Below are 25,460 nucleotides of genomic sequence, written 5' to 3'. Positions count from 1 at the left end.
GCGGCGCCAGCGCCGCACCGTCAGAGTGCTCGTGCCCACGCGGGCGGCCACCTCGGTGGCGCGCAGGCCCTCGCCAGCCAGCAGAACAATCCGAGCCCGCCAGACAACCTTCTGGGGCGTGTTGCGGTCGCGGACCAGGGTCTCCAGGCGCTCCCGATCAGCGGCGGAAACCTCAATGCACTCGATCTTGCCCATCAGAGCAGTATCGCACGGCGGACCAGATTTCGGAATCACCCGTCAGTGACAGAACACTAGAACGATATGGGGAAGCCCAGCTGTACCACCCATAGGCACAGGCCCAAACCGACAACCACTGCGAGCCAGTTCAGAGATCGGTCAAGCAACGGGTGGGGCAAAGCAGCAGTTTCTTGTGTCTTTGTCGTCGGCGGAAGATCTATTGGCATTGGGCATACTCCAAAGCCTGTGATCTTTGAGACGTGCGGCGCGCGCTAAAGGGCAGCAGCCGACTAAGAAACTGCTGATCTTGCTAACTTACAGAGGCTTTGGAGCTTTTGAAAGACTGTTTCTCAGTGGCTAGGGCTATTTAGATAGGTTCGGATGTGCGTCTTCCGGGTCTACTGAGACATCTGTCACCGTTTCCAGAACGGTTCCAGCTACGATGGGCGGCGCCCCGAGCGAGATGGTGATGGCAGCAGAGCACGCTGGGCAAGCATAGACCGTACCGGTCTGTAAGGCGCCCGAGCTTTCAATATCTACGCTGTAGCACTTCACGCTCAGTAGTGGTTCTTCGCACTTCGGGCACTTAGCTGACATGGCACACCCTTTGTCACCTGGTTCAAAGTGAAACGCAGGAATGCCAATGGGTCAATTGGGGCGGCCTGCCCACGTCGCCAGTTCCATTGAGCCTTGCGGAGAGGCTGTGGCTGTTGAGATAGGCCCAGCCCTAAGTCACCCTACGGATCCGCAGAGGCGCAACGGTGGAGCCTCTCGCGCCGAGGCAGATCTATTGACGGATCTCGATGCCCGGAGGGCTGGTGTAGCGGGGAGAGAAGTAGTCTCTGCCCCGACGATCCTTGTGGTCACGCCCTCCGTGGCGATGTCCATACCGGTGTGATCGTCTGCCATCATAGCGTCGGTCATACCGACCACGGTACCCATAGCGGCCAAATCGATCGTACTCCCAGCGACGATCATAGCGGTCATAGTGCCAGCGCCCGTTCCATGGTCTGTGGTCGCGGCGTCCGTAGAAGCGGGTACGTCCCAGGAGGTGTCCTCGGACGTCTGGACGGGCATCATAGTAGTGCGGCTGTCGGTAGTAGCGCCGGCCGTGGCTCGGACCTCGGCCGTAATAATATTGGATATACTGATAGGAGGGACCCGTCTCTGTTGCGAGGGCTGCGGACGCTATGTGTGGGATAGCCGCTGCCGCCGTCAGGTGGAGCGATATGCCTGTAGCCAGAGCAATGAGTGCTAACGCAGCTTTCCTGAACATGTAGCCTCCCAAGCAAGCCGCGCTAACTGAAGCAGGCGGAATGATCTCTCCTTGTACGACATATGTCTCTGTCCTGGAATCTCTATGCCCTCACGCACGAAATTCATCCGCTGCGATGGTGGAGCTAGCATGAAAGAGATAGCCCTCGGCGTGTATGTCGAGAGTTAATCGCTGAGAGACTGGGGCTATTGAGGCAGGAGCCTTGTGTGACGGAAATCTATACCGGTGCCAGGAAGATCAAGGCGACGGCAACGATGAGTAGTCCCGTATCGAATAACGCAAAACCGCGTTCCCATGCATCCCGGGCGATCGATCGCATCATTATCCTCCAGTTGTGAGTTGGCTGGAGCTTTCAAATGATCTGGTTGCGAAAAGGTTAGTGGAGCAGAGCCGAACATGGCCCCCTCCGCTTCCTCACCCTGACACTTACGAAAAACCAAACCGAGCTCCAACGCTCTGAGATGCTGCGGGGTCAGATCCTCATCATCGCGGCGCAGAAGCATCTGGCGTAAATGCGGAATGGATCGGCTGGCTGGGAAGGTCGCCCAGAATTGAGATCACGGTAGCAAGCGCGGCAATGGCAACGACCAAAGCGCATGCATCTAGAATACGTCGCCATGGGTTGTTCTGGTCCGGCAGCATGCCGCCTCCCCGAGACTAGCCGGAGCAGGCCGTTAACATAGGATAGCCTGAGTCGCCAACCGCCGGCCCGGAGTGCGTGGATGTCTCAGCCCCTCGAGCTCCGAGAGCGGAACAGAGAGCAGGGCGCTAAGCGAGATGGGTAAGCTCACCAACATCTAGCCTAAAAGTGCTGCGCGAGGGGGAGGACCGACTCACAGGAGCAATCGACCGCCTCGGTGACCGGATCAATGGTCTTCTACGTGGGGTCATCAAACAGCGGAAGGGGTAAGCCCCGGGAAAGGATTAGCTGGCACAAGATCGATTGTGGGATCGCCTGGAATTGCCCCCCGGCAACTAGAGGCGGCTTCACCTTCGCCAGGACACTAAGAGCGCCCATAGGGTGCTCTTCTTTTTGCCAGAGGCTGTTAACCATTCATTAACCATAATGGCGCAATGTGGGCACATGGGCGGCGGTGCTTCGCCGGGGGGCACAATGAGTAGCGCCGCTTGCCCGTCCGAAGTGAAACGACTACCTCCAGAGCGCCTAGTCAGGCGCTCTATTTGTTTGCGCCCATGAGTGTATCATGATGCGTGGTGGAGCGCCGGCAGTGGCAGCTGTTCTCTAGTTGCACAGCTCATTAGAGTGTTTCAAAATGCCTGGCAAAAACGAAAGCTCTCCTTGCATCAGCGCACATGGCGAGCGCAATCTAAAGCCGAATTAGGCGCCACATCCGGGTTTGCCTTGGGAAAGAATGCCAGAGGTCGCCCGCCGATGCGTTTCTACTTCCATCTCGTAAATTTGCATGAACGGATCCTCGATGACGCCGGCGTCGAAGTTTCAGACATACAGTCGGCTCGGCAGCAAGCACTCAAAGCAATATATGAATTGCGCCAAGAGGCCGAGCTTTCCATCGACGATTGGAAGGGGTGGCAACTCGAGATTGTAGACACAGAGGGGAACATTATCACGGTTCTGCCGCTGGACGTGCCGCTACAGTAGGCTCCCACTCAAGGTGAACCAAGCGCGATCGATCATCACGTCTCCGGCGCCGCAAAAGGTGGTCTCTAAGCCGGGCCAAAATTGCGCGCACATGACGGAAGACGCGTATATTCTCGGCTTCTCCTGAATTGGGTGGTGGCGCGCCATTATTTTTGTCTGACGGACGTTCGCTCATTTCGACGCCTTCCAAAGCTGGGCCGTGACGATAATTCAGGCAATGTTAGAGCGCAACGGCCGTGCGACCTAAGACTGTGGTCCACTGAGGGCTGAATCCTGTTGAGGCTTGACTCGACTGGCATGTATGTTCTCGTCATGTTCTAGTTCTGGGAGAACATTGCATGAGGTGTTGCCCTGCTAGGCAGCGGGCGATTGTGGCTTTCCGCAAAATCGAAGGTCCAGAAATCCTCGAAAAGCTTGGAGAGGCGAGACGGACGCTATGCCTCTCACTGATCCCATATGAGACACCAGATAAACTGGTGGCAAATGACATCATCAGCTGGATCGACGACATAGCCGAGATGGTTACCGGGACCGGATGCACTTCCACCAGAAAATGCATAGTTGAGTTGATCGCACCGATTGCGCGCTGCCACTAAAACGGCACAATTCACCACTTGGCTTGACGGATCGGCACGCCCCCGCCGATAGCCTGGTCGGGCTGTGGGCTCTTGAGATCCTTAGTTCTCACGCTCGACCAGGCAACGATCCCACGTGATGGTACTAGATCTTTCAGGACGAACTCGACGCCCGCACCACCTAAAGTAAGGCCAGCGGGCGGATCAAGCCGAGCACGGCAGCAATGGAAAGGCCGCGTCTGGTCCTTGAGATAGACCTAGACGCGGCCCCGGCCGCTTCTGCCCCACGGACAGAGCCGGGTTAAGAACCAACGTTGACAGCAATGCGGCATGGACCGGCAAATGATTTATTTTGCCTGTATCGCCGGGAACGCGGCCCCACGCGTTGCTCATTCCCATTGCACTTTCGGTTTTGGCAAACGCCCGAGGGTCACTGCTGGAGCCGAGCAATCAGCTCCCTTGCCGGCGCCTTGGTCTGTCGTGTCAGCCGCGATCAGCGGACTGGGCGATCTCCTGCCGCAACTGGTCGACCTTCGCGCCGGCCCACTGCCGGGCGTCGTCGCCGAACACAAGTCGCGATGGCGCCTCTCCCTGCGAAGCAAGCGCCACGATCCGCGCGGCGAGCAACTTCGGATCGCCCGGCTGGTTGCCGTTGGCCGCGTCCACGAACGCGCGATACTGCGCGATCGCCTCGGCATAGTCTGGAATATCGATGCTGCCGAAGCTCGCCGACTTCCGGTCCATGAAGTCGGTGCGCAGCATCCCTGGCTCGACCAGGAGCGAGCGGACGCCTAACGGTGCCAGCTCCTGCGCAAAACCCTCCATCCATCCCTCGACCGCGAACTTCGACGCCGAGTAGACCGCCCCGCCGGCGTTGGAGACCAGCCCGCTGACCGACGAGATGGTGACGATGAGGCCTGATCGACGCTCACGCATGTGGGGGGCGACCGTGCGCGCGACGTTCATCGTGCCGAACAGGTTGACCTCGAACTGACGCCGCACCGCGGAATCGGTGAAGGTCTCGAAATAACCCAATTCAGCATAGCCGGCATTGTTGACCAGCACGTCGATCGCACCGAACCGCTCGGTGGTCTCGGCGGCGACCGAGTTCGCGGCTTCGGTGTCAGTGATATCGAGCGCGAGGGCGTGCAGGCGATCGTGTTCGCCCCCGCAGGCATTGCGCACCGCGTCGGCGGACCGCGCCGTTGCCACGACCGTTTCGCCCGCATCGAGTGCCGCGCGCGTGATCTCGCGTCCAAGTCCCCGGCTTGCGCCCGTCACCAGCCAAACCTTGCCCATCGCCTGCTCCTCGTTCCTTCCGCTGTAACCGGCTAGGTAGTCATGCTAATTGATCGGGATAACGGCCTAATTAGTAATAGGCCCCAGTAGCAGGGATCATCAATGCGTCCGGATCAGCTCGGCGACCTCGCCGTCTTCGCGGCGATCGCCTCCGACCGCAGCTTCACGCGTGCCGCGAGGCGGTTGGGAGTCACGCAGTCGGCGTTGAGCCAGACCATGAAGCGGCTGGAGAGCCAACTCGGTTTTCGCCTACTCTCCCGCACGACGCGCAGTGTCGCTCCGACCGCTGCCGGCGAGCGCCTGCTCGCCACCCTGTCGCCGGTACTGGCTGGGTTGGATAAGGAAATCGAGGCGCTGTCCCAGGCACGCGGGGCAGCGATCGGTACCGTCCGGATCACGACGGGCAAACACGCCGCGGACACATTGCTGTGGCCAATGCTCCCCTCTTTCATGCGCCGCCACCCCGGCATCGAGGTGGAGGTGTGCGTTGAGGGCGGGATGACCGATGTCGTGGCAGGCCGCTACGATGCGGGAGTCCGGCTCGGCGAACGATTGGAGAAGGACATGATCGCACTAGCCGTCGGGCCTCCGCTTCGCGTCGCGGTGGTGGCCGCTCCCGGTTATTTGAGCGACCACCCAGCGCCGATGGTACCCGCCGACCTCACGGCGCATCGCTGTATCGCCTACGGCGACGCGCATGGCGACGTGTCTCCCTGGTCGTTCGAGCGCGACGGCCATGCGGTGACGGTCACGCCAGGCCGCGGGCCGGTGTTCAACGACGGGGACCTGCTGGTGGCCGCCGCCCTTGAGGGTTTCGGCATCCTCTACATCCTGGAGGATCTGGTGGCGGCGCCGATTGCCGATGGCCGTCTCACCCGCCTGCTGGAGCCGTGGTGCGAGCCGTTCGCCGGCTACCACCTCTACTACCCCAATCGGCAGGGCACGACGGCCTTCGAACTGTTCAAGGAGACGCTTCGAGCAAGCAGGGTCGTGTGAAGGCTTGGCCGAGCGTCGGCGTCGATTGTCGAAATTCGATCCCTTACGAGATGGGCGGGGTTGAGGCTCCCAGCCATTTTCAACAGCCCCGCCCAATTACGAAAAGGAGTCAAGGGCGAACAGGCCGTAGTCCGACGCAATCTGCGGCACGGTCATGCCTCGCAGGAGGCGGTATTCATTATGCTTAATAGTAGTTAGCGCCACACCGCAAAGCCAGATAAGGGAATGAGATTCGACTGCATTGGACTAGCGGTCACCGCTTACGTATTCGTTGCGAGGAAGCATCGCTAGCAACGACAGGAGACAACGATCATCCTTGTTCACTTTCTTCACGAAGATTGAGGAATGCGTAGACTGCGTCTGACGCATTCCTCAATCCTCTTCGTAGCGGAAATGAAGGAGGAATCTGAATGCCCAGCAACATTCAAGCCTTCCGTACGATTCCCTAAGTACGTGCGGCTTTGGCCTTGAGTTGCTCCTTCATCTTGCCCCAGGCAGGCTCGTTCGGGTTGAACTCGGGCGAATAGCGCGGCAGGTACAGCAGTCCGATCCCAGCTCGATTGAGCAGGTCCCGCACTTCGGTGGCGTGATGCGGGCGCAGGTTGTCCATCACTAGGCTCAGGACCTATTAATTTGGGCTGAGGTGTGACTCAGAGTCTCCTGTCGAGGAGGCTGTGAATGGGTGATCTATTTCTGCTGAGCGAGCGTCAGATGGCGCGGATCTCTCCCTGTTTCCCGCTGGCGCACGGTGTGCCACGCGTAGACGACCGCCGGGTGGTCAGCGGGATCGTCTACGTGATCCGCCATGGCCTGCAGTGGAAGGATGCGCCCAAGGAGTACGGGCCGCACAAGACGCTCTACAACCGCTCCATGCGATGGAGCCGGCTGGGCGTCTTCGACCGGATCTTCGCCGCCTTGGCGGGTGAAGGGCCAAAGCCGGAGCGGATCATGATCGATGCCACCCACCTGAAGGCCCACCGCACGGCGGCGAGCCTGCTCAAAAAGGGGATGTTCCCCGTCGTATCGGGCGCACGAAAGGCGGCCTGAACTCCAAACTCCACGCTGTCTGTGATGCGGCGGGTCGGCCCCTCATCCTGCTGCTCTCGGAAGGCCAGATGAGCGACCATAAGGGCGCTCGGCTCGTTCTGGAGGCGCTGCCGACTGGCTCCACGCTGATTGCGGACCGAGGCTACGACAGCAACTGGTTCCGGCAGGCTCTTGTCGAGAAGGACATCACGCCGTGCATTCCGCCGACCAGGAGCCGCAAGGTGCCGATTGCCTATGACCAGACGCTCTATCGGCAACGGCACAAGGTCGAGAACATGTTCGCCAAGCTCAAGGATTGGCGCCGGGTTGCGACCCGCTATGACCGCTGCGCCCACACCTTCTTCTCAGCCATCTGCATTGCTGCTTCAGTGGCCTTCTACCTCATTTAACGAGTCCTGAGCCTAGAATGGCCTCCGGCTTCACCTGCTGGAGTTTCGGCACCAGCGCCTGCTCGAGATAAGCCAGCAGCACCGGCGGATCATCATTAAAAACCAACTTGCGGCAGCGGGCGCTGTCGGCTTGACTTTTGCGCTTGCTGCGTGCTTCGGCGGAGAGCCGAGCGAGGCGGAAATGCGCGACGCCGTTGAACGGACGGCAAAAGCGCAAATCGAGAAAGCCCGCGCGGATATGCGCGCGGATAGGCGGATCTATGCCATCGGTGATCTGCCTGAAGATACCGCCTGATCGGCCGCCTCGTGATCGGGCCCGATTAAAGCCCTAGCCCGTCGTCGCGGGTCTTGCCGCGCCGTTTTGGCTTCTTCTGAGGTTTCTTTCCTTCGACCCGGATCCGCTCGATCGGTTTGGGTGCGACAGGAGACAGAGGATTGCCGACCCGGATCTCTGCCTTCTCCTTCTCCGGCTTGGAGGTAGGCTTGTCTCCGGGCGTCCTGACCAGACCCGGTGCGGCCTTTTCTGGGTGCTTGGGTGCGACAGGAGCCTTGTAGGCCTTGACCGGGGTCGGGGCCGCCGGCGCTGGTTTCGCGCCAGTCGCTGCCTTGCCAGGTTCCTCGACTGGAATGGCTGAAGGGCGGCCGGGCTCGGGGCGAGGCGCCGGGGCTTGGGCAGGGGGCTTTGTCGGAGTTGGCGTCACCGTGGCCGGTGCCTTCGCCGTGGCTGCTTCCTTCTTAGGCTCGGTCTGGGGCTTGGCCGGAGCAGTCGCATGAGTAGCCGGCGCCGGGGCAGGGGGCACAGTGGACGTGGCCGGAGCGGGGCGGACGCTCGGCGGTGCCGCAGCCAAAGTCTTGGCCTCAGCAGGTGTTTGCGGGGCAGGGGCCTTCGGCACGGTATTCGGAACTGCAGGGCCGGAATCAGCCCCCGCGGGTCTATTGGCCTGCGGTGCATTTTCCGGCTTCACCGGAATATTCAAGGTCCGCTCAGGGGTCTGGCCTGATTTTTCCGCGCGGGCTGTCTTAATACCGGCTTCGGGCTTCGAATTATTCGGGGCAGGGGCCTTAGGCGCAGAATTAATCGGCGTCGGGGCGGAGGATTTGGCTGGAGCCGCCGCGGGATTTTTCGGCTGCGCGGCAGCAGGCGCCCCGCCCTGTTCCTTGGGCTTATAAAACGGCTCGGGCCGGAAGCGGGTTTTCTGGGGCCGAGCTGCAGGCTCCAGCGGTCTCGCGGGAGCGGGCTTCGGGGCCGGCTCAGCGGCGGCGGCTTTTGCCGGGGCCGGCTTCAGTTCCGACGGCCGCTGAATCGGAGCACGGTCGGCGATCGGCTTGGTGAGTGAACCTTGAGACACATCCCGAGCCGTAGGGGCCGGGCTCGTCCTGACTGGCTGGACCGGTGCCTTGGAGGGCTGCGGGGGCACAGACCCTTGTGGAATATTTTCTTGAACAGGCGCCGGCTTGGCAGGGGAGGCGCCTTTGACCTCAGCCATGATCTTTGGCAGCGCGGCCTCCACATAGGCATTCAACTTGCCCGTGATGCTGTCCATCCTTTCCTTCTTTCGCGCGGCGATCACTTCCGGACCTGGATCGGCAATGTTCAGATCGATGAAACCGGGAGATCGGCGATCCAGCGGGTGGCGCTTCGGATCGGCCATCATATTATCCAACCGCTTCAGGAGCGTGTTCAGTTGGCTTCTGGACATCTGGACTTCAGTACCATTGCGCCGGTCCATTTGAACGGCGCGCCCATAGACTTCCAGCAAGAATGTCATGGCCTCCCGGGCGGCCCGCCCCACAGGCTGTGTCGCACCCTTCTTGTTCTCAGGGGCCTGGGTGGTTTGACCGTGGCCTTGGCCACCCTTTGATTTGGTCCGGCCCGGGCTTTTCTCATTCTTTTTTATATCTGCATCGATGATCAGCTTAGGCCGGGATGCAACCCTATCAACGACCAGACGACCGAGGTCCTGGAACAGTTCATTGGTGGTCACCCGTGCGCCAATCTTGTCGACGAGCTTGGTCAGCCGGTCGACTTCCTTCAGAGCAATGTCCTTATATGGGCTTTGGGAGCCCATGACCTGTCTTGCCTTATCAGTCTTCTCCTTGAGGACGCGCTGGCGGTGCCGGGCCCGCTTCTCGTGGGCAGCCACGAGGCGGTCCTGCATGACCTGCCATTGCCGCCGGGCAAGGACCACGCCGTCCTCAGTCAGTTCCCCCTTTCTTTCCTTATTGAAGGTCTTCGAGGGGATATGCTTCAGCGGGTCAAGCTGGATGCCCATAGCCTCGTAGGAGCGGTGATCGTAGCGCTTCTCGATGCCGACGCGCTCCATGACTTCGTTGGAAACCTTGGCCCAGTGTTCCCGCAGCATCGGAATCCATGCCTGGCCGTTTGCTTCGCGGAGCTTGTCCTGCTGGAAGGGCCGATATTTTTTGCGATTGCGACTCTTGTAAACCTTTTCGTCCTCGATCTCGAAATCCCAGACCTCAGGGGCCGCAGGATTTTTGGGATCCCTCATGCGCCCAGCAGGACGATCATAGTAGATGATGTGGACGTGGAAATTTCGTTTATCATTATTATGGTCGGGGGCGTGGATGACTGCCCAGTATGGCAAGCCCTTTTCGGCCAGCTTGTTCGTGAAGTTCCGGACGATCTCGACTCGTTCTCGGCCGTCGAGCTCCCATGGCAACTCGGCAATGATCCGGTTCTGGACCCGGCCGCCACGCCCGGGCTCAATCTCGATCGGGGCCTCTGGGTATAGGCTTACAGCCCATTGATGGATTGCGAAGGCATCCGACGTTTCATACTTCCCGGCAATGTCCTTGGGGTGGCCACTCTCCATTTGCTGTGCGAGTGCCTTTCGAACTGGAGCAGGTGCCGTAGCACGATTGGCGACAGCTAAGCCCCACCATTCAGGATGATCCGCAAACCGGATTGTGACAGTGTCTCCCTGCGGATTTTTCTCGATCGCATCGACTGCGTTCCAGAAATGGCTCCTCTGCTCAATCGTGTCACCGATGGTGCCGAATGAGGCGTATTCCAAAGCATCGAGTTCGTCGTCGGATAGGTTCTTGATCGGAGTGCGTTCTACGGCACCTAGGCGTTCGAGATAGCCTTGTTGGTCAACGGCATTACGACCGGCAGCCTCGCGCTTAATTGTTGCAAAGACGTCTTCTTCAACATCGGGATCGTACCCGGGATATTCCTTCTCCGTGGCGACTTTCTCGGCCGCGCCATCCCGCTCAATGTAGAGGAGATGCTCAGTTGCTTTGGAGTTCGAGTAGCGACGGCCGGTTCGAGCCGCCTTGATCATCTGTAGGATCGGAGAGGTCTTTGAGTGGTGATCGTGATCGAAGTGGAAGCTCTGGGCACCGTCAGCAGAGAGAGGCCGTGAGGTGCCGCGGCTCCGATCGCCAAAGCGGACACCCGGGTTGTCGTAGGCTCGGCCAAGCGTCTGATGAACACCAGAGCTATTTCCGACAACCGGCCCCATCTGCTGAGGTGTGATCGTGATGGCGCCGTACCGTATCGGGCCGGGGGTTGATTTTCCGGCCGTGGCAATGCCGAGGCCACCCAAGGCGTAGGCCTTGGACGGGTTAGGGATCACCCGGGTGAAGTCCTTCGAGGGATCGCGCGCCGTCGCCCTGTTGAGAGCAAGTGACAGGTCATGAAGGGTGTTAAGGACGATCGGTCCGGGATTCATTGTCAACGACATGATGAGGGGTCTTGGTGATTGGATGTCTATCCTATCAGGCCACGACTCCTCAGGCCAGCATGGGCCAAAAACAAAGTGCAAGAAATTCAGTGAATTTCCGAAAAATCATCGGGGAACGGCGCGGCTGCGGGCGCCGCTATCTGGCGACCACTGGGTGGTCGTTCTGACCAGAGGAGGACCTGACCACAGGTCCGTTGAGGCACAAAAAATACGGGACCGAAGGGTCGGAAAGAGCCCAAGACGAGGGGCAAGGCGCAGGCCGGCCGACGTCTGAATGAGGCACCGCAGGGTGCCCGCTCGCCAGTATTTTTTGTGCCCCGGTTTTCTGGTCGGCTTGTCCCTGTCACACCAAACGAGACCCGGCATGGGTCAAGCATCAAGTCAGACTGCCGAAGGGCAAGCCGACGGTTTCAGAAGCCAGTCGAAACGAAGGTGGAGACGCCACGAGAGTGGGCGGCCTCATGAAGCTGCGAAGGCAGCCTGAATGGGGTCTGGAATGGATGCAATGGGGGGTGTGTCAGGGACCGAAATACGGATCTTGGATCCGATCAAACTTTACTGCAGCGGAGGCTGCATAAAGTTTGAGGTATTGAGCCTCCAACTTTCTGGGACCCTTGAGCCCTGTTCGAGGGCTCCTCACTGGGGGATCCGTCGGGATCTTCCTGGGAGAAACCGTCCAACTTTGGGGACCATCTTCCGTCCTCTCTGGGGGCCTCTTCGGGTCCTGGATGGGGCTTTGTCCGTCCATCCAATGGACCGTCCTCCTGGGCCTTCTTTCTGGCTCCATGAGGCATCCTGAGCACCAGGCGCCGGGTCATGGAGCTCCGTCCTTGCTGGGATCCGCCTCTTCGTCCTCCTGGGAAGGCTCCTGGGCAGCTCCGTGGGACCGTCCTGGGCCGCTGCAGGCCTCCAGGGGAAGCCGTCCTCGAGGGGAGGGGACCCCTACTCCGTCCGCTATGGGATTTTGGGCCGTATCCAAAATAAGGCGCCGCCGCTCAATCCCTTACGCAGATTGGATTTCCGGGCCTCTGACGGGCTTCTTGGCTGTCCGGCTAGACTTGGGCCTGGAACACCGTCTTTGGGCCTCCTAGGCCTTCCTAGAGGCTCTGCCCATGGGATCTCCGGCCGATCGCGTCTCTCCAATCAGGCAGATCTGACGTCATCCTCCTGGGAAAACCTCGATTTCCGGGCCTCTGGCGGCCGTCTGGTGCCGTCCTGGCCCGCTGGAGCCTCGCCGGCGTCTGAGGCGCTCCTGGGGCTTCCTACGGGCTTTGCTGGGCCTGCCAAGCGCCGGCCCCGTATCGGAGAGGGGGATTGTGGGCCGAATCCGGACAGCATACTATGCGAAAGCGGCAACGATATAATTTCGCATAACATATCTTATGGAACGTCAAGTTCTTGAAATCGTTGAGAAACAAGGCTTTCAGCATTCTACGGGATTGCGCGCGTTAACACAAATGCGCGGTCAACCGATCCTGCTCGACCGGGGCCTGCCTGGTTCGAGCTGCTGGCTTTGCCATTTATTGTGCCTGGCCGTCGATCCGATCCGGCCGGGCTTCCAGACCCAGACTGGAATTATCCTGCCCAGCTGTGCTGAGTTTCTTGGCCTCGCCGCAGGATCCGTTCGGGATCATTCCGGCGGGCTCTTGCAGATTTTCTCTGCCTCGTGATCTGGCGACCGTGGTTCGACCTGGTCTGCAATTATCTCGCCCCTGGGGCCTGAATATTCGCTCCCCACGGCAACGGCGGCCCGGCGGCCGCCAGAGGCCTCATGGAATTATCCAGCCTCAGATAGCTGTATTTTCTCTGCCGCACATCAGGAAGGCTTCGTGTCAGAACCCGTTGAAAAGCAAGGGTTTCAGGTAGGCATGAGCCAAGAGATTGAATTGCAAGATCAGTGGCAGAACAGATTACAGAGTGCCGGGCATGGGCCGTCAGCACCGTAGAGGCCTGGGCGAAAGCGATTGCAAGAGTCTTGTCAAAGCAATATCGATTTCCTTTCAAGTGGCACCGGAGGCCGCACCTGGCCAGCTGGAAGTTTTCGCAACATCGTGGGCGGAATTAATTGCATTTCCCCCATGGGCTGGACCGCCGGGTCTGAGATTGAATCGCAATATCGCCGTCACTCAAAATTGCGATCCTGGATCGGGCAGGGCGGCGGCGGATGGTTGGCCGACCATGAGTGATTGCAACAAACATGTCAGAGGAATTTCGAGTGGGTTTTTGGGGGATCCCTCCCCTACCCGCTCCGCCTCGGCCCTGCGGGGCAGAGAAATTCGTGCAACCGCTTTGGCTGACCAAATTTCATTAGGTCTGCCGCTGATGCCCGTGCCGTCCTGGGACAGTGGATGGGCCGACCGCCGGCCGACGGCCTGGGATTGCAACCCTCCTGTCAGGGGTAATTTCAGTCTCGATTTTGGGGATGCCCAGCTGGGGTGGGTTATTCCCGGCCCACAGGCCAAAAAAGGCCGTGCAACACTTTTGGCTCCGGAATTTCAGATTCCGTTTTGCCGGGAAAACCTGTTGGGCCGCGCTGGGGCTTCTGTCCGGTCGTTGGGCGACCCAAAATTGAGTGTTATTTTTGGTGCCCCAACGCGTCGAATTATTGTACCTTGGCTCCTGAGATCCCCTTTCTGGGGCATCCGATTCATCTTTTCAGGGGCATTAGGCTTGGGCCGCAGCCGACGAGGCGTCGACTTCGAAGCCGGGTAGCAGTTAAGGCTCGTGATGACAGACGAGAACGAGAACAAGGTCCCGAGCAACCTGACCTTTAAGTATTCTTGGGGCACAGAACGCCCAGGCGAAAGATTCAAACGGCTTCAGAAGGCTCGGGAGAAAGCGATCTACGACCGTAATCGCCTTCAGGATCATTACGCGCTTCTCATGGGTGCTAAGGAGCGCGAGTTATCACTGATCGAAGCGGAGTTGACCCAGCTGGAATTTTTGGCGCCCGGCGGGCGCTACGACAGCGAGCGCGAGGCGCAACTGTCCAATCTGATCAGGCATTTGTCACCAGACGGGCAACTGATCACTTCGGCTCCCCCAAGCGTGGTCGGCCGAAGGTCTCGGTGCTTAAGCGAGTTAGGAAAAGCCGGGCCAAAAAATTGTAATTTTTTTGTGCCGCAAGGAGCGCGATTCATATTGTCGAGCTCGTCTGGCTTCCGGTACAATTCGATTTGCAAGAGTTTGGCTGCGAAAGACTGATTTTCGGCTTTTTGCTGCCCGTCCGTTCAGGGAAGTCCGTCTATGGCCGTCTTTCAATATTCCTGGGGCACCATGCGTCCGAAGACGTGGGGTGAGCAGCTCAAGCGCAATAAGGAGGCGAATGCCTCCTTGCGGGCAGCTGCCATTCAGGCGCTGAACGAGGTGCTGGCCCAGATCGATGGTAAGGACGCGGATCTCGACGAGAAGCTGCGCCTTCTCGATCAGGTGACTCCGGGCGGCCGCTATAGCAGCGAGATTGCAAATTCGCTGGCCCCGCAGGTGAACATTGCGGTTTCTGAGCCCGTGAAGCGGGGTCGGGGGCGGCCGCGCAAGTACGGGCCGAATGATCCCCGTCCGCCGAGGAAGTCCCGCGCCAAGGTGCGGGTGACGGCGTCTCTGGTGAGCGACGTTGTTCGCGGCGTGAGCCCGTCCTTGCGGGCTCCGGCGGAGCGTAAGCCTCGACGCGCCTCTACGCGCAAGACGTCCGGCACGGTTTCTCCCGTGACGGCGGCACCAGCGCGTGTGCCGACTCCGGCTCCCAAGGCTGCGCCGCAGGTTGCGGCCTCTCTGCTGGAATCGACCCTGGCCGGTGGCCTTGGGCAGGACACCATTCAGATCGAGACGCCGGAGACGGCGATCGAGATCAAGCCGGTCGAGACCCGGACGGTGGAGATCACCGTGGTCGAGAACGATCCTGAGTATGAGGCCGAACTGGCCGAGCAGAATGCTCTCTTACAGGCGCGTCTCGATGCCGAGAACGATCCGGGCGAGGAACTGCCGCCGGTAGGCGCACCGCGCAAGAGGACGAAGTTCTCTCTAAACTACGACTTCTCGGATGCGCTGGATCGGTCGAAGGCCGATCCGGCTGTATTGGCTCTTTTCCCGAATTTCGGGATGCCGATCTCGACTCCCTCTGAAACCATTGCCAATGAAGACATCGAGAAGTGGCTCCTTGCAGCGTTCTATGAACACGAGCCAAACGAGGCTGCGAAACGGCGTCGGCTTCGGAGCGACTTGAACGCCTACGGTAGTGCGCTGGCCGTGTATAAGAGGTTCGGCCATCGCATTGAGCCGGAGATCCAGCGTGAGCGGGATCGGGTCCGGGTGTGGAGGGTCATCGACGCCCGTGTCACCAATGTCGAGCAATTCAGCGAGCGTGCAGCGAAAGGTGACATCACTGAAGAGTTGGCTCTGATGTGGGTGGCTCAACTCGATTATCTCGCCTTGGGCAATCTGGAAGACAGCGAGCACCTCGTCTGGCGTGAGATCGTCGATGCCATGACCTGGCCGGAGGGCTTCTCGCGGATCGATCTGGCCAAATGGGCCGGGCAGGATCCGGATGTGGTTCCGGATGTCCGGTCCTGGGCCGGTCCGCCGAAGATCTTCCCGGAGCACCTTCGGAACGTTCCCTTCCCTCCGTAGGATTTTGAGGGACGCTCATAAGGAAAGGCGGCCGTCGCAAGACGTGCCGCCTTTTTCTTTTTTCTCAAGCCTGAGGGGTAGCCGAGGGCTTGGGGCCTTTCCCCTTCTTAGGGGTCGAATAGAACCGCATCTGGAGCGGACCGATCACCAGCGTGTTATGGACGATCCCGAAGTGGTCGTCCGGATCCCGGTCCCAAGCCAGGTGCCATCGGGACCAGGAGAACTGATACTGCATCGGGATCTCCGCTCCTTTGGGGATTTTGCAGCCTTTTGGCTCAATCCTCTGCTTGGCGGAAATCTGCTTTTAGGCTGCGGCCTTCACCGCCTCCGGGTGGTTCCGGCGGAGATGGTAGGCGTACTTCCACAGGTGAGCCGGCACGTGAAGGAACGCGATGGCGACCTCCAGCGGCGGCAGCGCGTGGAGACGCCGGGTGATCACCCGGCGCTGATCGTAGAACGAGCTGTTCGGACGATCGGCGTAGTCGAACGTCCAGTCCATCGTCTCCATGAGACGGACCAGCTCGGCGTCCCACTCGCGAGGCTGGTACTGGGCCACGGCCTCCTCGATCACGCCATCGATGATCGCTTCAGGATATCGCGCGGCCGGAAGGCCTGCGGACCGATTCGGCTGCTCATAGTGCATCTACTTGAGCTGGCCTCTTCCATGGCGCGAAGCCGACCCACGAGAACGAGAATGCGAACAGACTGAAAGTCTTCTGAACGGAAATCCGGAGTTCCTTCGGCTCGCGCGTCCACTTCTCGTACGTGAGTAGGCACAGCTGACCGGATTGGTCGAGTTTTGTCTGCGACCACATCAGCTCGATCAGCATTTTCCCTGGCATGTGAGTGACAACGTAGCCGCCGACCTTGTGTTCGACCGGCTTATTGAAGTCGACACGCCTCTCCTTCTTCCCATCTTTAATCTCAACGTCGCCGACACCGGCCGCGTGCCCCTTGGTGGTGGAGCCTTCACTGGTGAATTTCCCCGTGAACGAGACCCGTTTCTTGGGTGCGACGGGGATCAGATCGATAAGTCGACGGGCGTCATCCCGGGAGAATGTCTCGCCTGGCGCAACGAGTCGATCGAGGAGAGCATTGGTCTCCAGGCGGGTATTGATCTCCAAAGTTGGTCCGCTCATGTGCCTACCTAGGCCAGATTACCTTCCTAGCTATCTTAGCTGATGCGGCGTTAATCGTCTGCATTAGAAGCAGATTGGCACCAACCTTGAGCCTTTCGAGATCAGTTCTCCGATCTTCGTCGTTGATGCCGAATTTTCGGCTTGGCACGCCCCCCTTTAGGGAAGGGAAGAAACCTGTTCTCGTGATGCTGCCGGAGTTCGCAGCTTTGCCCATGTCAGGTACAAAGGCCTCGCGAGTGCGGGGCTTGGATGGGGGATTTTCCGGTTCGCACGCTGTGACAGGTGAATGCGGCCATCCCAGCCTTCTGTCGCACCCATGCTCAGATCGACCCGGCGCGTCACGGATCCGGAAAATAGGGAGGATCTGGACACGCCTAAGAAGTCGGTAACATTGTTTGGGCGCGCGCTAAACCTACCGATTCGGCCTTGGATAGCCGCATTGAGAACGCACTACCCCTGCACAATCATCCTAAGGCAGGCGGGTTGATACTTTGTACGGTAGGTTTAACGCGCGCCCCTCCCCCACCTCCACCTCCTCCCCGTTATCCACAGGCCCTCGGTCGAACCCTGCGTTGACTCTGCGCGTTGGCTTGTGTTCCTGTTTTGTTCCAATTTGCTGCAGGAGGGAGGTGAGCTTGAGCAATGGCCACTCGGCGCGAGGTCATCGAGGACCTGAGGCGTCAGATCGAGCAGCTTGGCGGGACATTCCGGCCGCGCAAGTCCCTGCCCTTCGGGGTGGGCGCTCTCGATCGGCATCTGCCCGGCAACGGGCTGGCACTCGGATCCTTGCACGAGGTGGTCGAGACTGGCCCAGCCTCCGAATTTGCCGGAGCTGCCACGCTGTTTGTGGCGGGCATTGCGGCACGGCTCAAAGGTCCAATCCTATGGTGCCTAACCCGCCGCGATCTCTTCACGCCTGGTCTCCTACATGTCGGACTGCATCCGGATCGCGTCATTTATGTCGAAACCTACCGTGATGCTGACGTCCTCCCTCTCCTCGAGGAGGGTCTGCATGAGAAAGGCCTGGGCGCCGTCGTCGGCGAGGTCACGCGGCTTAGCCTTACGACCTCACGGCGCCTGCAACTCGCGGCGGAGGCTTCGGGCGTACCCGCCCTGGTCATCCGACGCTGGTGGACGGTCGCTCAGAAAGACCTGACCACGCTTCCGACCGCTGCCTCGACGTGCTGGCGCATAGCGCCGGTCGTGTCAAAGGCCTTGCCCGCCGATGGCATCATACGCGGCCGCTGGCGGGTCGAACTCGTACGCTGCCGTGGCGCTGAACCCCATTCTTGGATCTTGGAGGCCTGCGATGCGCAGGGTCGTCTCGCTTTACCTTCCGACATGGCCGACGGATCGGATTCGGCGAAAATTCGGGGAGCCGCCTCGGGATAAGCCACTTGTTACCGTGAGCACAGTCGGCTCCCGCCGGATTATCGCATCTGCATGCCTCGCCGCCCAGAAGCTCTGCATCATCGAGGGAATGCCTGTTGCTCAGGCACAGGCCTTGATCCCAGATCTGCATGTCATTGATGCCGATCCAGAAGGAGACGAGGCATCTCTGCGCGAATTCGCAAGATGGGCAATCCGCTATTCACCCGTCGTCGCACCCGATCCTCCGGACGGGGTTTGGATCGACATTGCAGGTGTTGAGCACCTCTTCGGCGGCGAGGAGGCCTTGCTCAAGAAAATCCTCGAGCGGGTTCAGAACAACGGTGTCAATATCCGGGCTGCGATTGCCGATGTCCCTGGCGCGGCATGGGCCACGGCCCGCTATGGCAAGGGTGGTATCATTCCGCCTGGTCGGGCGGTAGACGCAGTGTCTCCCCTCCCTGTACAGGCACTCCGGCTCTCACGCGAAACCATTACCACTATGCACCGGCTAGGCGTGGAGCGTGTCGGGCAGCTCGCCGCTATGCCACGCGCTCCCATGGTGCGCCGGTTCGGCCGTGATGCGGCTCTTCGGCTGGACCAGGCATTTGGGCACGCATTCGAGCCGATCAGCCCGATCATCCCTGACGAGGCTGTCATTTCCTCCTGCGCCTTTGCGGAGCCGATCGGACGCGCGGAGGACCTTAAGGGTGTGGTACGGCGGTTGTCAGAGGAGTTGTGTCAGGAGCTCACGAAACGGGGTGAGGGTGTCCGTCGGTTGGATTTGATTTTCCGTCGCGTGGATCAGAAAGGAGCATCGCTGCGGGTGGGCACCGCCAAGGCAACACGGGATCACGTGCACCTGGCGAGACTCTTTGATGAGAAGATTGAGACGGTCGACCCTGGCTTCGGCATTGAGGAGATCGTCCTCGTCGCAAACCGGACTGAGCCTCTTGTCGAGCAGCAAACGATTGTCCATGGCATCGAAGCCGAGGAAGAGGCTGTAAATCTCAGTCGCTTGGTGGACCGGATCACAGCCCGTGTCGGCGAGGGTCGAGTTTACCGGATTGCCCCGGTTGCATCCCTCCTACCTGAGCGGATGGCGAAAAAGATCCCTGCCCTAGCGCCGCCATCGGGATCTTCATGGCCTGAAGCGCTGCCACGCCCTACTCGGCTTCTGGATCCGCCGGAGCCAATTATTTCGACCGCACTACTGCCTGATCATCCACCGGTCTTCTTCATCTGGCGCCGCATCCGGCACAAAGTCGTCAAGGCTGATGGGCCGGAGCGGATCACGTCGGAATGGTGGCTCGGCGACCAGCCTAAAACGATCCGGGATTATTATCGGCTCGAGACCGACAAAGGTGCGCGGTTCTGGATTTTCCGAGACGCCCCGATGACAGAGGGCGGCCGCTGGTGGATCCACGGTTTCTTTGCATGACCGTGTATGCAGACCTGCAGGTCACGACCCATTTTTCCTTTCTGCGTGGAGCGTCCAGTCCTGCCGAATTATTCGAGCAGGCAAAATTGCTCGGGATCTCGGCGCTTGGAATTACCGACCGGAATTCGCTTGCCGGGATAGTCCGTGCTTATGAGGCCTCTAAGGAAACCGGCGTACGCCTGGTCGTCGGCTGCCGCCTCGATCTGACAGACGGGACATCACTCCTCGTTTATCCGACAGATCGGCCGGCCTATTCCCGTCTGTGTAGGCTCCTGAGCATCGGCAAAAGCCGCGGCGGGAAAGGAAAGTGCTTTCTGACCTGGAACGACGTGCAGGCCTGGAGCGAAGGCCTCCTCACCATTCTGCTTGGCGATGAAGCCAATGACACCCTCACCCACAACCTGTCGCGCCTCAAAGCCACTTTCGGCAATCGCGCCTACATGGCCTTGATCCGCCGGTTTGCTCCCAACGAGCACCTACGCCTCTATTATGTCGAAGAGGCCGCGAGGACTATCGGCGTCCCAACTGTCGCTCTGGGAGACATTCTCTACCATCGTCCGGATCGCCGGCGCCTGCAGGACATCGTGACGTGCATCCGTGAGGGGTGCACCATCGACACGGCAGGGTACCGCCTGGAACGGAATTCTGACCGGCATCTCAAGGATCCGGTTGAGATGCAGCGTCTTTTCGAGCGTCATCCTGGGTCCTTCCGCCGGATCCAGGAGGTGCTCGATCGCTGCAGGTTCTCCCTCGACGAACTGCGCTATCAATATCCAACAGAAACGGATCCTGGCGAAACCGCTCATGAGAAGTTGGAGCGCCTGACTTGGGAAGGTGCAAATCGCCGATACCCAGACGGGGTCCCCGATCATGTGGCCGGGACGATTCGGCATGAGCTGCATCTGATCGAGAAGCTGGAATATGCGCCCTACTTCTTGACGGTGAATTCGATCGTACAGTTTGCCAAGGGGCGAGGCATCCTGTGCCAGGGACGCGGTTCAGCGGCCAATTCCGCTGTCTGCTACGTCCTTGGCATCACCTCAATTAACCCGACCGAGCATGATCTCCTCTTTGAACGGTTCGTCTCTGAGGAGCGGCAGGAGCCGCCGGACATAGACGTGGACTTTGAGCACGAGCGTCGAGAGGAAGTGATCCAGTGGATCTACCACACCTACGGTCGCCATAGGGCCGCCCTGACCGGAGTGGTGATCACCTATCGGGCCCGCGGCGCCATCCGGGACGTCGGCAAGGTCATGGGGCTCCCGGAGGACGTGACCGCCGGCCTTTCCGGGCTTGTCTGGGGTTGGGGTAACGACGGTGTGACAGAGAAAGAGGCTCAGGAGCTAAACCTCAATCTCAAGGATCCCCGTCTGAGGATGACACTCGAGTTGGCTTCCGAGTTGATTGGGGTGCCTCGGCATCTCTCCCAGCATCCGGGCGGTTTCGTGCTAAGCCACGAGCGCCTCGACGACCTTGTGCCGATCGAGCCGGCCGCGATGGAAAACCGTCAGGTTATCGAATGGGATAAGAACGACATCGACACCCTGAAATTCATGAAGGTCGATGTGCTGGGTCTGGGCATGCTCGGCTGCATGAGGCGGGCCTTCAATCTCCTGCGCGAGCACAAAGGCCTCGAACACGACCTGGCAACCATTCCGGGTGACGATGAGCTGGCCTACAAGATGATTCAGAAGGCGGACACGGTCGGCGTCTTCCAAATCGAAAGTCGAGCTCAGATGGCGATGCTGCCGCGCATTAAGCCTAAGACCTTTTACGATCTCGTGATCCAAGTGGCGATCGTCCGACCCGGGCCGATCCAGGGCGACATGGTGCATCCCTATCTCCGGCGCCGGGAGCGTATGGAGCAAGTGGACTACCCGCGTCCTGAGCTCAAGCGGGTGCTGGAGAAAACCCTCGGCGTGCCCCTCTTCCAGGAGCAGGCGATGAGAGTTGCCATCGAGTGTGCGGGTTTCACACCATCAGAGGCAGACCAACTCCGTAGGGCCATGGCGACCTTCAAGCTGACGGCCGGCGTCACAAAGTTCCGAGATAAGCTCGTTCAGGGAATGACAGCCCGCGGCTATGATCCCGAATTTGCAGAGAGGACTTTCAAGCAACTCGAAGGATTCGGATCCTATGGCTTTCCGGAGAGCCATGCCGCCTCTTTCGCCAAAATCGCTTACGCATCCTCCTGGATGAAATGCCACCATCCCGACGTGTTCTGCTGCGCTATCCTGAACAGTCAACCGATGGGCTTCTACGCGCCTGCACAGTTGGTCCGCGATGCGAAGCTCCACGGCGTCGACGTCCTGCCGGTAGACATCAATAAGTCCCGCTGGGATTGCACTTTGGAGCCAACAGGAAATCCCAAGCGGTGCGCCGTTCGATTGGGATTGCGGATGGTCAGGGGACTGGCCAATGCCGAAGCGGCGATGATCCCGCTGTCCCGGGCAGACCACCCCTTCAGCTCCATAAAGGATCTATGGCGGCGAGCCGGACTATCGGTTGCCGCCCTGGATCGTTTGGCGGACGCGGATGCATTCGGATCAATCCGGGTAAGTAGGCGCGACGCTCTCTGGGAGATCAAGGGGCTCTCGGATGAGCCGCTACCCCTCTTTGCTGCTGCCGATACCCGGGACAATCAAATCCGGCCGGAAGGATATGAGCCGCAGGTCGAACTCACGCCTATGACTGAGGGCCGAGAGGTCGTTGAGGACTACCGTTCGAAAGGTTTGACGCTCCGACAGCACCCGATTGCATTTCTTAGAGATGAATTGCGGGAGCGCCGAATTCACCGATGCTCTGCCATTCACCTAGCGCGAGATGGGCGCCGACTGACAGTGGCTGGTATGGTTTTGGTGCGGCAGAAACCGGGGTCAGCGAAGGGTGTGATGTTCATGACGATCGAGGATGAGACCGACATGGCGAACCTCGTGATCTGGCCCTCCCTGTTCGAAAAGCACCGTCGGCTAATCCTTTCGTCTGGAATGATTGGCTGCCGAGGGCGTCTTCAGAGGGAGGGAGGCGTGACCCATATTATCGCGGAACATTTTATCGACCTGTCGCATCTCTTACGCTGCGTCGGTGACCGGGATCAGCCATTCCGCGCTGAGCACGGCCGCGGCGACGAGGCTAAAATGGGCACGCGCGATTTGCTGAGGTCAGGCCCGAAAAAGAACGCAGAGGGTCGTGCAGACGATATAATTGGCCTTGAAGGCGCACCGGAACTAAAGATCGCAAGCCGTAATTTTCACTGAAACGCAAATCTGCATACGGCCACTGTCGAGCCTTACTTTGCGGGTCGCGAAATGCCTTCAGACACTTCACATCCTCATACAGGTAGTCGGCAGCGTCCTGTCCTCCTAGCGTGAGGATCCCGCGTTGGCTGCGGTCACCCTCTACTCCATGGGAAGAAGGCATCACGCTCCTCCAACATCTCCAGGACTGCACGCACATCGCATTCGTGGCGCCACTCCTCGGACCATGTGTTGATCTCTTCGCCCGAAAGCTCGGATACTGCCGTTGTTGATTTGTTGGTCATCCACCCTGCCCTCACCCGCCATTCGCGCTAATCTATCATCGCCGAACTTCACCGATGCCCCGGAAAAGAGTCCCGCCCGTGTGTAATCTCTACTCGTCCTACACCACCCAACAGGCTCTCAGAGAAACCTTCCAAATTGCTGAGGATCGAGCCGGGAACATCCCTCCCCTCCCTGCGATCTTCCCTGACCAAATGGCACCTGTCGTTCGCAATAGCGACGCTGGCCGCGAGCTGATCCAGATGCGGTGGGGTTTCCCTCCGCCCCCGAAAGTCGGCAATCATCCGGTCACGAATGTCAGGAATGTCGGCTCGCCTTTTTGGCGTGCGTGGCTCAAGCCGGAGCACCGCTGCCTAGTTCCCGTGACTTCATTCTCAGAATATGCAGATACTCAGCCACGGAAAACTCCGGTTTGGTTCGCTCAATCGGAAGACCGCCCGCTGATGGCCTTCGCCGGGATCTGGCGCCCATGGAAGGGTGTTCGGGGGACAAAAGCGGATCCGGTCGAGGGTGAGCACCTGCTCTACTCGTTCCTCACGTGCGATCCCAATGAGATCGTCAAACCGATCCACCCCAAAGCAATGCCAGTGATCCTGACCACGCCCGAAGAGTACGAGATCTGGCTCAATGCGCCGACTGAAGAAGCATTGAAGCTCCAGCGGCAGCTCCCCGATGACATGCTGGAGATCGTGGCCGAAGGTCAGAGATCGGACAAGCCAGAGGCAGCGTAGGCAGTCAATCTTCCGGTACGCACCCGACGTAGACGTCAGCACGGACGGAGGCCAGCCGGTCTTGAACACCTTCCGACGGGTTAGGGCTCATCCGGCCGGCTTGGCGGCACGGCATCCTGTTCAGCCCTGCTCGAAGGGTTCAGTTGCCGAAAATTCGTGCATGTGGCTGAATTCACCCTGAAATCGCCCCGCTAGATCTGCCTGCCTATCTTTAATCCTTCGCTCGGTTGGGCTATGACCGTAGCAGTTTCCGAAAGTAAGGCCTTGATCGTAGATGCGGAGAGCCTTGGCTTGAAGCTGAATCCTTCGGGAATTATCTTATCGAAAGGATTGAATTCGCTATCTGCCGTTCAGGCACATTAAATCAGCTCGCTCGTCTGCGTGAAAATGCCGACAAACTGCCGATTTTCTCCATGCCTTAATTAGCTCACAGCTGCAGGTAGCGTAAAAATCGAGGATCAAGTTTATGTTGAGTGCCGCGCAGACGGATTTAAAGGAGCCTCAGCCCACAGTTGCGAAGCGCGGGAAGAGCCGATTGCCAAAAATCAATAAAACGTCAGGCGAGCAATCATCCCTGGTTGAGGATGTCGGAGCGCTCCCGTCGCAGGGCCAACCACCTGAGGCCACCCTCCCGAAGCGAAAGCGCGGGCGCCCCTCCAAGGCTGAGCTCGCTGCACGCGCCGCAGCCGAACCTTCATCTCAGACAGAGGGCAAGAAGGAGCGGAAGCTACCTGAGCGCCTGACAGAAGAAGAGCGGATCGAGCGGTATTTTAGAGTGTCTCTCGAATTTCCTCACCCAACCGTATTTTCGCCCAAGCAGGCGCTCGAACGATTTCCGGAATTAGCTTATCTCCAGAATGCCTATGGATTCCTGAAATCGGCAGCCAAGCGGGGGTTCGTGGAAAATCTGGGCAACGGGCAATTTCAATTTATGGCCTCGGCTACCGCGGATTTAAAGAACTCCTTTGGTCATCCGCCAGCACAGGCAGATGTTGCTTCCGATGCCTCCCCGAAGCCACGTCCGACCATTTCGCTCCGAAAGGCCGAAGAGCCATCACCGCCACCGAAAACGGTTTCCAAGCCTGAGCCTACTCCTGTTGCGACGGCCGCGCCGGCTACCGCTCCTGTCCCGGCTCCAGAGGTGGCTGCGAGGAGAGTGCCCCCCCAATCTCCAGCGCCGATCGCCCGCTCAGCACGCGAGCCCATGGCGCCACAATCCCCGCGGAATGACGAGGACAAGCTCCGTACTCTCCTACAGCTCTCCCGGCGCTTCCGGTCGGATCGCTATTACAACCTAGACGACTTTATTGTGCCGCTGAGCGAGTGCCGGGCTGCGGTTTACGGCGATGTAGAGGTGGGGACTGACGAACCGTCCGTCTGCGTCGTCGTAGCTGCGTACGAGCCCGATCCGAAGGCCGTCAACCCGAACGATATTGACGTGCTGTTCCTAGATGTGAGGGGACAGGCGCATATCCGGAGCGCCGCGAGCTGGCAGTTTCTTCCATATCGGAAGTGATAAGCGCCTATTA

General features: G+C 59.6%; 18 protein-coding genes. 11 read left to right on the top strand and 7 right to left on the bottom strand.

Annotated elements, in window-relative coordinates:
• On the bottom strand, nt 1–195 hold a 195-nt coding region (locus tag ACFOYU_RS04825; protein ID WP_377032654.1), incomplete at its 3' end, for a helix-turn-helix domain-containing protein.
• Between the two features lie 2,651 nt (nt 196–2,846).
• On the opposite strand from ACFOYU_RS04825, the gene ACFOYU_RS04820 reads away from it, so the two are divergent.
• On the top strand, nt 2,847–3,074 hold the full coding sequence (locus ACFOYU_RS04820) for a DUF6894 family protein (protein WP_377032653.1): 228 nt from the start codon (nt 2,847–2,849) through the stop codon (nt 3,072–3,074).
• Nucleotides 3,075–4,132: 1,058 nt separating this feature from the next.
• Here ACFOYU_RS04820 and ACFOYU_RS04815 read toward each other — a convergent pair.
• Nucleotides 4,133–4,948: an SDR family NAD(P)-dependent oxidoreductase gene (locus tag ACFOYU_RS04815; RefSeq protein ID WP_377032652.1), complete on the bottom strand. Its 816-nt coding sequence runs from the start codon at nt 4,946–4,948 to the stop codon at nt 4,133–4,135.
• A gap of 102 nt (nt 4,949–5,050) precedes the next feature.
• On the opposite strand from ACFOYU_RS04815, the gene ACFOYU_RS04810 reads away from it, so the two are divergent.
• Nucleotides 5,051–5,944 (top strand): LysR family transcriptional regulator, encoded by an 894-nt coding sequence (locus ACFOYU_RS04810; protein WP_377032651.1) that lies wholly within the window; start codon nt 5,051–5,053, stop codon nt 5,942–5,944.
• A 445-nt stretch (nt 5,945–6,389) separates the two neighbouring features.
• On the opposite strand, the gene ACFOYU_RS04805 is transcribed toward ACFOYU_RS04810, so the two are convergent.
• Nucleotides 6,390–6,554, bottom strand: a complete 165-nt coding sequence (locus tag ACFOYU_RS04805; protein ID WP_377032650.1) for a transposase — start codon at nt 6,552–6,554, stop codon at nt 6,390–6,392.
• Nucleotides 6,555–6,622: 68 nt separating this feature from the next.
• Between ACFOYU_RS04805 and ACFOYU_RS04800 the strand changes: the two genes are divergently transcribed.
• A protein-coding gene (locus ACFOYU_RS04800; RefSeq protein ID WP_377032649.1) for an IS5 family transposase occupies nt 6,623–7,380 on the top strand; the annotation gives its coding sequence in 2 pieces (ribosomal slippage) (nt 6,623–6,956 and nt 6,956–7,380; 759 coding nt in all).
• A 320-nt stretch (nt 7,381–7,700) separates the two neighbouring features.
• On the opposite strand, the gene ACFOYU_RS04795 is transcribed toward ACFOYU_RS04800, so the two are convergent.
• Nucleotides 7,701–11,087 carry a MobA/MobL family protein gene (locus ACFOYU_RS04795; protein ID WP_377032648.1) on the bottom strand — a complete coding sequence of 1,129 codons (3,387 nt, stop codon included), beginning with the start codon at nt 11,085–11,087 and terminating at the stop codon, nt 7,701–7,703.
• Between the two features lie 1,382 nt (nt 11,088–12,469).
• Between ACFOYU_RS04795 and ACFOYU_RS04790 the strand changes: the two genes are divergently transcribed.
• From ACFOYU_RS04790 to ACFOYU_RS04780, 3 genes are all read left to right on the top strand, one after another.
• Entirely contained in the window at nt 12,470–12,757 is a 288-nt protein-coding gene (locus ACFOYU_RS04790) for a hypothetical protein (RefSeq protein ID WP_377032647.1), read from the top strand.
• Nucleotides 12,758–13,814: 1,057 nt separating this feature from the next.
• The gene (locus ACFOYU_RS04785) at nt 13,815–14,291 is read left to right on the top strand and encodes a hypothetical protein (RefSeq protein WP_377032646.1); all 477 of its coding nucleotides are present in this window, start codon (nt 13,815–13,817) and stop codon (nt 14,289–14,291) included.
• Between the two features lie 42 nt (nt 14,292–14,333).
• The gene (locus tag ACFOYU_RS04780) at nt 14,334–15,713 is read left to right on the top strand and encodes a hypothetical protein (protein ID WP_377032645.1); all 1,380 of its coding nucleotides are present in this window, start codon (nt 14,334–14,336) and stop codon (nt 15,711–15,713) included.
• A gap of 64 nt (nt 15,714–15,777) precedes the next feature.
• Here the strand turns inward: ACFOYU_RS04780 and ACFOYU_RS04775 are convergent, their stop codons facing one another.
• From ACFOYU_RS04775 to ACFOYU_RS04765, 3 genes are all read right to left on the bottom strand, one after another.
• Nucleotides 15,778–15,948 carry a hypothetical protein gene (locus ACFOYU_RS04775; RefSeq protein ID WP_377032644.1) on the bottom strand — a complete coding sequence of 57 codons (171 nt, stop codon included), beginning with the start codon at nt 15,946–15,948 and terminating at the stop codon, nt 15,778–15,780.
• A 69-nt stretch (nt 15,949–16,017) separates the two neighbouring features.
• Nucleotides 16,018–16,356 (bottom strand): hypothetical protein, encoded by a 339-nt coding sequence (locus ACFOYU_RS04770; RefSeq protein ID WP_377032643.1) that lies wholly within the window; start codon nt 16,354–16,356, stop codon nt 16,018–16,020.
• Nucleotides 16,346–16,852 carry a hypothetical protein gene (locus ACFOYU_RS04765; RefSeq protein ID WP_377032642.1) on the bottom strand — a complete coding sequence of 169 codons (507 nt, stop codon included), beginning with the start codon at nt 16,850–16,852 and terminating at the stop codon, nt 16,346–16,348. Before ACFOYU_RS04765 ends, ACFOYU_RS04770 begins: the two co-directional genes overlap by 11 nt.
• Nucleotides 16,853–17,494: 642 nt before the next feature.
• Between ACFOYU_RS04765 and ACFOYU_RS04760 the strand changes: the two genes are divergently transcribed.
• The 5 genes from ACFOYU_RS04760 to ACFOYU_RS04740 all read left to right on the top strand — a co-directional run bounded on the left by ACFOYU_RS04760 (nt 17,495) and on the right by ACFOYU_RS04740 (nt 25,447).
• Nucleotides 17,495–18,244: an ImuA family protein gene (locus ACFOYU_RS04760; RefSeq protein WP_377032641.1), complete on the top strand. Its 750-nt coding sequence runs from the start codon at nt 17,495–17,497 to the stop codon at nt 18,242–18,244.
• Entirely contained in the window at nt 18,162–19,661 is a 1,500-nt protein-coding gene (locus ACFOYU_RS04755; RefSeq protein WP_377032640.1) for a Y-family DNA polymerase, read from the top strand. The genes ACFOYU_RS04760 and ACFOYU_RS04755 overlap by 83 nt, the downstream gene beginning before the upstream one ends.
• Nucleotides 19,658–22,918, top strand: coding sequence for an error-prone DNA polymerase (locus tag ACFOYU_RS04750; RefSeq protein ID WP_377032639.1), 3,261 nt, complete (start codon nt 19,658–19,660; stop codon nt 22,916–22,918). Before ACFOYU_RS04755 ends, ACFOYU_RS04750 begins: the two co-directional genes overlap by 4 nt.
• Nucleotides 22,919–23,280: 362 nt before the next feature.
• Nucleotides 23,281–23,931: an SOS response-associated peptidase gene (locus ACFOYU_RS04745; protein ID WP_377032638.1), complete on the top strand. Its 651-nt coding sequence runs from the start codon at nt 23,281–23,283 to the stop codon at nt 23,929–23,931.
• 466 nt (nt 23,932–24,397) lie between these two features.
• Complete coding sequence (locus ACFOYU_RS04740) at nt 24,398–25,447, top strand: hypothetical protein (RefSeq protein WP_377032637.1); 1,050 nt, start codon at nt 24,398–24,400, stop codon at nt 25,445–25,447.
• Nucleotides 25,448–25,460: the final 13 nt, after the last annotated feature.

The organism is Microvirga sp. GCM10011540 (assembly GCF_042650665.1).
Lineage (GTDB): Bacteria > Pseudomonadota > Alphaproteobacteria > Rhizobiales > Beijerinckiaceae > Microvirga > Microvirga lenta.
The sequence above is the reverse complement of the archived record's forward strand: the minus strand, read 5'-3'. Positions and strand labels throughout refer to the sequence as shown.

Coding starts and splice junctions, on each gene's coding strand:
- ACFOYU_RS04820 (WP_377032653.1), top strand. CDS start 2,847: ATGCGTTTCTACTTCCATCTCGTAAATTTGCATGAACGGATCCTCGAT.
- ACFOYU_RS04815 (WP_377032652.1), bottom strand. CDS start 4,948: ATGGGCAAGGTTTGGCTGGTGACGGGCGCAAGCCGGGGACTTGGACGC.
- ACFOYU_RS04810 (WP_377032651.1), top strand. CDS start 5,051: ATGCGTCCGGATCAGCTCGGCGACCTCGCCGTCTTCGCGGCGATCGCC.
- ACFOYU_RS04805 (WP_377032650.1), bottom strand. CDS start 6,554: ATGGACAACCTGCGCCCGCATCACGCCACCGAAGTGCGGGACCTGCTC.
- ACFOYU_RS04795 (WP_377032648.1), bottom strand. CDS start 11,087: ATGTCGTTGACAATGAATCCCGGACCGATCGTCCTTAACACCCTTCAT.
- ACFOYU_RS04790 (WP_377032647.1), top strand. CDS start 12,470: ATGGAACGTCAAGTTCTTGAAATCGTTGAGAAACAAGGCTTTCAGCAT.
- ACFOYU_RS04785 (WP_377032646.1), top strand. CDS start 13,815: ATGACAGACGAGAACGAGAACAAGGTCCCGAGCAACCTGACCTTTAAG.
- ACFOYU_RS04780 (WP_377032645.1), top strand. CDS start 14,334: ATGGCCGTCTTTCAATATTCCTGGGGCACCATGCGTCCGAAGACGTGG.
- ACFOYU_RS04775 (WP_377032644.1), bottom strand. CDS start 15,948: ATGCAGTATCAGTTCTCCTGGTCCCGATGGCACCTGGCTTGGGACCGG.
- ACFOYU_RS04770 (WP_377032643.1), bottom strand. CDS start 16,356: ATGCACTATGAGCAGCCGAATCGGTCCGCAGGCCTTCCGGCCGCGCGA.
- ACFOYU_RS04765 (WP_377032642.1), bottom strand. CDS start 16,852: ATGAGCGGACCAACTTTGGAGATCAATACCCGCCTGGAGACCAATGCT.
- ACFOYU_RS04760 (WP_377032641.1), top strand. CDS start 17,495: ATGGCCACTCGGCGCGAGGTCATCGAGGACCTGAGGCGTCAGATCGAG.
- ACFOYU_RS04755 (WP_377032640.1), top strand. CDS start 18,162: ATGCGCAGGGTCGTCTCGCTTTACCTTCCGACATGGCCGACGGATCGG.
- ACFOYU_RS04750 (WP_377032639.1), top strand. CDS start 19,658: ATGACCGTGTATGCAGACCTGCAGGTCACGACCCATTTTTCCTTTCTG.
- ACFOYU_RS04740 (WP_377032637.1), top strand. CDS start 24,398: ATGTTGAGTGCCGCGCAGACGGATTTAAAGGAGCCTCAGCCCACAGTT.